This window comes from Mesorhizobium sp. M7A.F.Ca.CA.002.15.2.1, from assembly GCF_003998715.1.
GTDB classification, from domain to species: domain Bacteria; phylum Pseudomonadota; class Alphaproteobacteria; order Rhizobiales; family Rhizobiaceae; genus Mesorhizobium; species Mesorhizobium ciceri.
Map to the genome: position 1 here is coordinate 1 of NZ_RZPI01000238.1, position 7,436 is coordinate 7,436.

At 62.4% G+C, this 7,436-nt stretch carries 7 protein-coding genes; all 7 read right to left on the reverse strand.

Annotated features, from left to right (window positions below):
• The coding region (locus ENZ74_RS15230) for an ATP-binding cassette domain-containing protein (RefSeq protein WP_164761042.1) at positions 1-847 on the reverse strand (847 nt) is incomplete at its 3' end.
• Positions 848-855: 8 nt separating this feature from the next.
• A complete protein-coding gene (locus ENZ74_RS15235) occupies positions 856-1,815 on the reverse strand; it encodes an ABC transporter ATP-binding protein (RefSeq protein ID WP_024503324.1) in 960 nt (319 codons plus the stop codon).
• The gene (locus ENZ74_RS15240) at positions 1,812-2,783 is read right to left on the reverse strand and encodes an ABC transporter permease (RefSeq protein WP_013531725.1); all 972 of its coding nucleotides are present in this window, start codon (positions 2,781-2,783) and stop codon (positions 1,812-1,814) included. The genes ENZ74_RS15235 and ENZ74_RS15240 overlap by 4 nt, the downstream gene beginning before the upstream one ends.
• Positions 2,783-3,799, reverse strand: a complete 1,017-nt coding sequence (locus ENZ74_RS15245; RefSeq protein ID WP_063167981.1) for an ABC transporter permease — start codon at positions 3,797-3,799, stop codon at positions 2,783-2,785. Before ENZ74_RS15245 ends, ENZ74_RS15240 begins: the two co-directional genes overlap by 1 nt.
• 39 nt (positions 3,800-3,838) lie before the next feature.
• Positions 3,839-5,500, reverse strand: coding sequence for an ABC transporter substrate-binding protein (locus ENZ74_RS15250; protein ID WP_024503325.1), 1,662 nt, complete (start codon positions 5,498-5,500; stop codon positions 3,839-3,841).
• A gap of 18 nt (positions 5,501-5,518) precedes the next feature.
• Positions 5,519-6,424, reverse strand: a complete 906-nt coding sequence (locus ENZ74_RS15255) for a proline iminopeptidase-family hydrolase (RefSeq protein ID WP_027161573.1) — start codon at positions 6,422-6,424, stop codon at positions 5,519-5,521.
• A gap of 52 nt (positions 6,425-6,476) precedes the next feature.
• Positions 6,477-7,436: M17 family metallopeptidase (locus ENZ74_RS15260; protein WP_206522284.1), on the reverse strand; the 960-nt coding region annotated here is incomplete at its 5' end.

Here is a 7,436-nt window from a genome sequence, read left to right on the forward strand (position 1 = left end):
GTACGTCGCCGGTGAGGATGATGCGCTTGCGCGTCCCGCTGGGCGTCGTCTCCACGATAGGAACCGCCGAGATCAGCGCCTGGCTATAGGGATGGGCCGGTGCTGCAAACACTTCTTCCGCCGGCCCTTCTTCGACGATCGAGCCGAGATACATGACCGCTATGCGGGTTGAAACCTGACGTACCACCGACAGGTCGTGGGCGATGAAGATGTAAGTGAGATTGAGCTTCTCCTGCAGATCGGCAAGCAGGTTGACGATTTGCGCCTGCACCGACACGTCGAGCGCGGAGACGGGTTCGTCCAGGACCACGAGGTCCGGGTTCAATGCAATAGCCCGCGCGATGCCGACGCGCTGGCGTTGCCCGCCGGAAAATTCGTGCGGAAACCGCATGACGTGATCCGGCAGCAGGCCGACAAGGTCGAACAGTTCCGCCACGCGTCTGGTGATCTCGCTCGACGAGAGCCTGCCATGGATGCGCAGCGGCTCGGCCACCAGGTCGCCGACGCGCCGGCGCGGATTGAGCGATGCCGACGGATCCTGGAAAACCATTTGCAAGCGGCGCCGGAGCGGCCTGAGTTCGGACAGCGACTTCGAGGTGATATCGTTGCCTTCGAACAAAAGCTCGCCGTCCGATATGTCGTAGAGCCTCACCAGGCAGCGCGCCAGCGTGGACTTGCCGCATCCGGATTCGCCGACCAGGCCGACCGTCTCGCCGCGCCACACGGTCAGGGAAACATTGTCGACCGCATGAACGGTTCGCTTGCCTTCGGCGGAAAAACGGCTGCCGATCGAAAAGCGCTTGCCCAGCGAACGCGTCTCGATAATGGGGCGATTCTTGTCGGTCATCGATCCGCTCATGCCTGTGCCACCCTGAAGCACGCCGCGGCATGAGTGCCGCTCCCGAGGTCGGGTTTGCCGGCCTCGCAGGGCTCATAGTGAACCGGGCACCGCGGACCGAACGCACAGCCCTGCGGCAATCGCAGCAATGACGGCGGCGAACCGGGAATGGCCGGCAGGCGGCGTGGTTTTTCGCCGGTCAGCGGCGGGATCGAACCGAGCAGCGCGCGCGTATAGGGGTGTCGCGGATCGGAAAACAGCTCCGCGCGACTGCCGCGCTCCACCACGCGGCCGGCATACATGACCATGACCCGGTCGGCGAGTTCGGAGACCACGCCCATGTCATGCGTGATGAAGACCACCGCCGACTTGTGCGTCGCGCGCAGCTTGCGCACCAGATCGAGAATGCCGGCCTGTACGGTGACGTCGAGCGCCGTGGTCGGTTCGTCAGCCACCAGCAACGCCGGATTGCAGGACAAAGCCATTGCGATCACCGCCCGTTGACGCATGCCGCCGGACAGTTGGTGCGGGTAGCGCGACATCGCCTCGTGCGGGTTCGGAAAATTCACCTCGGCCAGCAATTCCTCCACGCGCTCCATCGCCTTGGACTTGCTGATGTTGCGATGCGCGCGGATCTGTTCGGCGATCTGCCAGCCGATCGTGTAGACAGGCGTCAACGCGGTCATCGGATCCTGGAAGATCATCGCGATCTCGTTGCCGCGCAGCCGCCTCAGTTCGCGCGCGGGCAGTCCCACCAGTTCGCGGCCCTTGTAACGGATCGAGCCTTCGATGGTGGCGTTGGGATCGGTGATCAGACCCATGACGGCCAGCAGCGACACGGTCTTGCCGGAACCGGACTCACCGACGACGCCGAGGATCTCGCTCTCCTCGAGGTCGAAGGAAACGCCATCGATGGCCCGCACCAGGCCATCATTTGTGCGGAAGGATACTTTGAGGTCGCGCACCGACAGTATCATGATGTCCTCAGGCGCGGATCGAGAAGGATGTAGACGAAATCGACCACCGCATTGGCAACAACCACGAACATCGAAGCGTACATCACCGTTGCCATGATCATCGGCAGATCGAGATTCTGCAGCGCGTCATAAGTGAGCTTGCCGATGCCGTGCAGCCCGAACACCACCTCCGTCAGCAGGGCCGAGCCTCCGACCAGCGCACCGAAATCCAGGCCGAACAAGGTGACGAAGGCGATGAGCGACGTGCGCAAGGCATGGCGCAGCAGGATGCGGGTCTCCGACAGGCCCTTGGCCCGGGCCGTACGGATATAGTCCTCCTGCAGGGATTCGATGATCGCCGCGCGCAGCACGCGCCCATAAATGCCGATGTAGAGAATGGACAGCGTGATCCACGGAATGACCAGGGTCAGGAACCAGCCCTTTGGATCGTCGGAGAAGTTCTTGTAGCCGAGCGGCGGCACCCAGGAGAACGCCCAGCTGTCGTGGTAGCGGCTCTGGGTGATCAGGTTCATCACCTCGCCCAACCAGTACACCGGCATCGAAATACCGAGCAGCCCTAGCGCCATCAGCAGCTTATCCAGCCAGCTGCCGCGCGTGGCGGCGGCGGCGATGCCGATGATGATGGAGACGACCACCCACAGGATCGCCGCTCCGAACACCAGCGAGAGCGTGACCGGGATCGAATCCATGACCGCCGGCACCACCTTCCAGCCACGATTGACGAAGGAGGTCAGATCGCCGGTGACGAAGATCTTCTCCATCATCGTCACATATTGCACGTAGAGCGGCCGGTCGAAGCCGAAGCTGTGGCGTACCGCCTCCAGCACTTCGGGCGATGCATTGCGGCCGGCGATGCGCGCCGCCGGATCGGAGCCCGGCGTTGCGAAGAAAATCAGGAAGACGATGACCGAGATGCCGAACATCACGAACAGCATCTGGCCGAACCGGCGCAGGATTGCGTAGATCATCAGTCGCGCCCCAGCCGAACCTTGGAGCGCGGGTCGAGCGCGTCGCGCAGACCGTCGCCGAAGACATTGAGCGCCATTACGGAAACCGCGATCGCCAGGCCCGGCACCAGCGCCACCAGTGGCCTGGTGTAGAGCAGCGCCTGTCCGTCCTGGATGATGGTGCCCCAGCTCGCGGCCGGCGGCTGCACGCCGATCGAAAGGAAGGAAAGGGCTGATTCCGTAAGCATGTTCAGCGCCATCATCAGCGGCACGAAGACGATCAGCGTCGTGGTGACGTTGGGCAGGATGTCGCGCCACAGGATGCGCCACCCCGGCACGCCCAGATTGATCGCGGCGAGCACGAATTCGCTTTTGCGCAGTGCCAGAACCTGCCCGCGTATCGGACGAGCCACATAGGGCACGTAGACGATACCGATGATGATGACAGGCAGCCACAGACTGCCGGACTCGATCTGGATCGGTCCTATCGTGATGCCATGCGCGATGGTGACGATGGAGAGCGAAATCGCCAGCAGATAAATGGGGAACGCCCACAGTATGTCGAGGAAGCGCGACAGCACCGTGTCGGTGACGCCGCCGAAATAGCCGGCGATCAATCCCGCCGCCGTGCCCAGGATCAGGGTGAAGATGGTTGCTGCTCCGGAGATCAGCAACGAGCTCAGCCCGCCATAGAGCATCCTGGCCATGACATCGCGCCCCTGGCTGTCGGCGCCGAGGAAATAATTGCCCAGCCGCCAGGTCGGGCCGAGCGGTGTGTAGCCAAGCCCGAGCCCCTCCGTCGATTGTTCCATCACCGGAACGTCGGCACCGTCGATCTGGATGACGGCGTCGAGCGTCGAGGCGAAGGGGTCCACGCCTGCCCATTTCGCATAAAGAGGCGCACTGAGGCAGGCAAGGACGATGAGGAGGAACACGGCCAGCGACGCCATGGCGGCCCTGTCCCTTGCCAGCTTCGCAAACGCGACGGCCCAGGGCCCTCGCGTCTTGCGCGGCGCGGCGACAGCTACGTTCGACACGGACGTGCCCCTCCGCGGTTCGTTACTGCACCCAGGCCATTATTGTACCCAGGATTGGGTGATCATCCAGTTGAACTGCCTGTTGAACTTGAAATTGCCAAGACGTTTGCTGACGAAGTCTAGCCGCTTCGGCGTAAAGAGGCCGACCGCAGGTGCCTTGTCGGTGACTTGCCTGTCGATTTCAGCCCACATTTTATCGGCGGCTTTCTGATCGGTGACGCCGAGGTCCAATGCCTTTTGCATCTTGGCGTCGATTTCCTTGTCGCAGAAGCCGGCGATGTTGATCGAGGCGTCCGAACCTTCGCGGAAGGAGGCGCAGCTGAACAGGATGTTCAGGAAGTCCGAAGCCGCCGGATAGTCCTTGTACCACTGGGTGACGGACATCTGCACCTTGTTGTTGGTGTTCTGGATGTAGGTGAACTGGATGTTCGACGAGATCGGCTTGACGTCGGCGACATAGCCGATGCTGGTCAGCACGCTCTGCAGATAGACGCCGATGGAGCGCGAAATGGCGGTGTCCTCGACGATGATCGTCACCTTCTGGCCCTTGGTGCCGGAGTCCTCAACGAGCTGCTTTGCCTTGTCGAGATCAGGAGCCGACCATTTGGCGCCCGGGTTCTTGGTGAAGGGACAATAGTCTTCATGCCCGGGGAAGTCCGGAGGCAGGACCTGGCAGACCGGCGAGGCCAGCACCTTGCCGCCGAACAGCTTGACCAGCGTGTTGCGATCGATCGCATAGGCAACGGCCTGGCGGGCTTTTTCGTTGTCGAAGGGTGCGAGACGGTTGTTCAGCGGCGCGTACCACCAAGCCGAAAGCGGCGAGATGTGCAGCTGGTCCATGGACTTGCTGCCCAGTTCGCCCAGGCGGTCGCTCGGCAGAGCGTCGAACATCCAGTCCGCTTCGCCGTTCTGGATCGCGGTGACGGCTGCCTCTTCGGACAGGCCGAAATCATATTGGACGACATCCGGATAGCCGTCCGGCTGGGCTTCTTCGCTCCACTGCTTGAAATTGGGGTTGCGGGAAACCGTCATGCCCTTGTTCGGGTCGAAGGCGGAGATCATGTACGCGCCGGTGCTGGGAATGGGCTTGGAACCCATGTCTTCAGCGGGCGTGTCCGCCGGCAGGACCACGGCATGCGGCAAGGCAAGCTTGTAGAGCAGCTCGGCATCCGGCTTGGTGATGTTGATGGTGATGGTGCCGGCCGCTTCGTCGCCGACAACGCCGCCTTCCAGCGTGCAGCTCTTGGTGTCGGCCAGGCATTTGTCCGCCCCGACGATGCCGGCATAGAACGTGCCGGAGGTGGGTCCGGAAACCTTGAAGATGCGCTGGAAAGAAGCGACGACGTCCTTCACGCCAAGATCCTGGCCGCTGGAGAACTTGATGCCCTTGCGCAGCTTGAAGGTGAAGGTCTTGCCGTCATTGCTGACCTGCGGCAGGGCCTCGGCCAGATCGGGGACGATGGTGAAACCGTCCATGCCCTCGGCCTTGCGGAAGGCCACCAGGCCGTCATAGATCGGCTGGTACATCTGCCAGCCCTGGTCCGTGTAATTGATGTGCGGATCGAGCGTTCCGGCCGCGGAGCGGGCCAGCAGGCGGATGGTGCCGCCTCGGTGCTCCTTGAGATATTCGGCCTGTGCCGGGGCCAGCCATGTACCGGCCAGCAATGCCGCGGCTGTTGCCGCCAGAAGCAGTTTCTTCATGTCTTGATTCCCCTTTTTTCAGTTATCGTTGTGGTCCAGGAAGTCTCCCACCACCCGCATGCACGCATCTTGCTCTTCGACATGCGGCATGTGGCTGGAATGCTCGAATATCTCCCAGCGAGACCCCTTGATGCCGTCCTTGTAGGGCTGCACGGTCGCGGGCGTGGCCTCGTCGTGACGTCCGGAGATGATCAGTGTGGGAACATCGATGGCCGGCAGGCGCTCGACGATGCTCCAGTTCCTCAGCGTTCCGATGACATGGAACTCGTTTGGCCCATTCATCAGATTATAGACGGTCGGATTGCGCACGACCTGGGCGAAACTTTCCGTGACTTCGGGCGGGAAAGGCACGACCCGGCAGACATGCCGCTCGTAGAACACCATCGTCGCAGCCTGGTAAGCCGCATCGTCCGTCGTGCCGGCCTGTTCGTGTCGGGTCAGGGTCTCCTGCACATCCGCGGGCAGATCCGCACGCAACCGGTTGGCCTCTTCGACCCACAGTTTCATGGACGCCGGTGAGTTGGCTATGGTCAGCGATTTCAGGCCTTGCGGCCGCGTCACGGCATATTCGGCGCCCAGCATACCGCCCCAGCTCTGGCCGAGCACGTGGAAGCCTGTCCGAATGCCGAGGTGGTCGACGAGGTTTTCAAGCTCGTCGATGAACAGCCCAGGTGTCCAGAAATCGGCGCCTTTCTCAGGCAGCAAGGTGGAATTGCCGCAGCCCAACTGGTCGTAGTGGATGACGGCGCGATCCCTTCGCGCAAGAAGCTTGTAGGCATCGACATAGTTGTGAGCGACGCCCGGGCCGCCATGCAGGATCACCACAGGCGCCTTTTCGCCGCCGAGTTCGCCACTGACCCGATACCAGGTCTCGTAGGCGCCAAAAGCGGCCCGTCCTTCCATGCCGATGATCTCAGATGACATCCCAATTCCCAGTGCGATTGAAGGTACTTTTATCGTCCGCGGCGGCAGGCGCCTAACTCATGTTACGGGTGACCTGCACCCACTCTTCCAGCATCTGCACGCCAAATGCCGTGGCACCTTGCCTGCCGAGCGGCCGATCGGTGTCGGTCAGTTCCTTGCTGGCGATGTCGAGATGCACCCAGGGGCGATCTTCCGTGAAATGGCGCAGGAAGGCTGCGGCATAGGGAGCATCGCCATCTTCCATATCCTTGGCATGATGCCGCAGGTCCGCGAACGGCGATTGCAGGCCCTCGTCGTAGGCCCGATCGAGCGGCAGCCGCCAGAACCGCTCGCCGACCGTTTCTCCGGCCGCGATCATCTGTGACGCGATGGCATCGTCGGTGCTGAACAGGCCGGCGAATATCGACCCCAACCCACGCGTCACCGAATAGGTCAGCGTTGCCAGATCGACGATCACTAAAGGGTTGAAGCGCGTGGCTGCATAGTGGAGGCAGTCGGCCAGAAGCAGGCGTCCCTCCGCATCCGTGTCGAACACTTCCACTGTCTGTCCGGACGCCGTCGTGATGATGTCGCGCGGTTTGAGCGCCGTGCCGGATGGCATGTTCTCCGCAATGCCGAGAACACCGACAACGTGTACCGGGCTGCCTTGCCGGGCGAGTGCGATCAGCAGGCCGACCACAGCGGCCGCTCCGCCCATGTCGGCTTTCATGTCGAACATCTGCGCTCCGCCCTTGATGCAGAGGCCGCCCGAATCGAAGCAGACGCCCTTGCCGACGAAAGCGAGTGGTTGGGCGGGAGCACCCTTGCCCCGGTAGCGCAGGACAGCGACCCGCGGCGGGCGCGCCGAGCCCGATCCGACAGCAAGAAGCGCGTTCATGCCGAGCTCCTTCAGTTGCGCGGCATCAAGCATTTCGATGTCGATGCCGGCTTCACGCAGGGGCTCAAGATGATCGTGGAAATTGTCTGGATGGAGATGGTTCGGCGGCAGGTTGACCAAGGTGCGTGCATATTC

Coding starts and splice junctions, on each gene's coding strand:
- ENZ74_RS15240 (WP_013531725.1), bottom strand. CDS start 2,783: ATGATCTACGCAATCCTGCGCCGGTTCGGCCAGATGCTGTTCGTGATG.
- ENZ74_RS15250 (WP_024503325.1), bottom strand. CDS start 5,500: ATGAAGAAACTGCTTCTGGCGGCAACAGCCGCGGCATTGCTGGCCGGT.
- ENZ74_RS15235 (WP_024503324.1), bottom strand. CDS start 1,815: ATGATACTGTCGGTGCGCGACCTCAAAGTATCCTTCCGCACAAATGAT.
- ENZ74_RS15255 (WP_027161573.1), bottom strand. CDS start 6,424: ATGTCATCTGAGATCATCGGCATGGAAGGACGGGCCGCTTTTGGCGCC.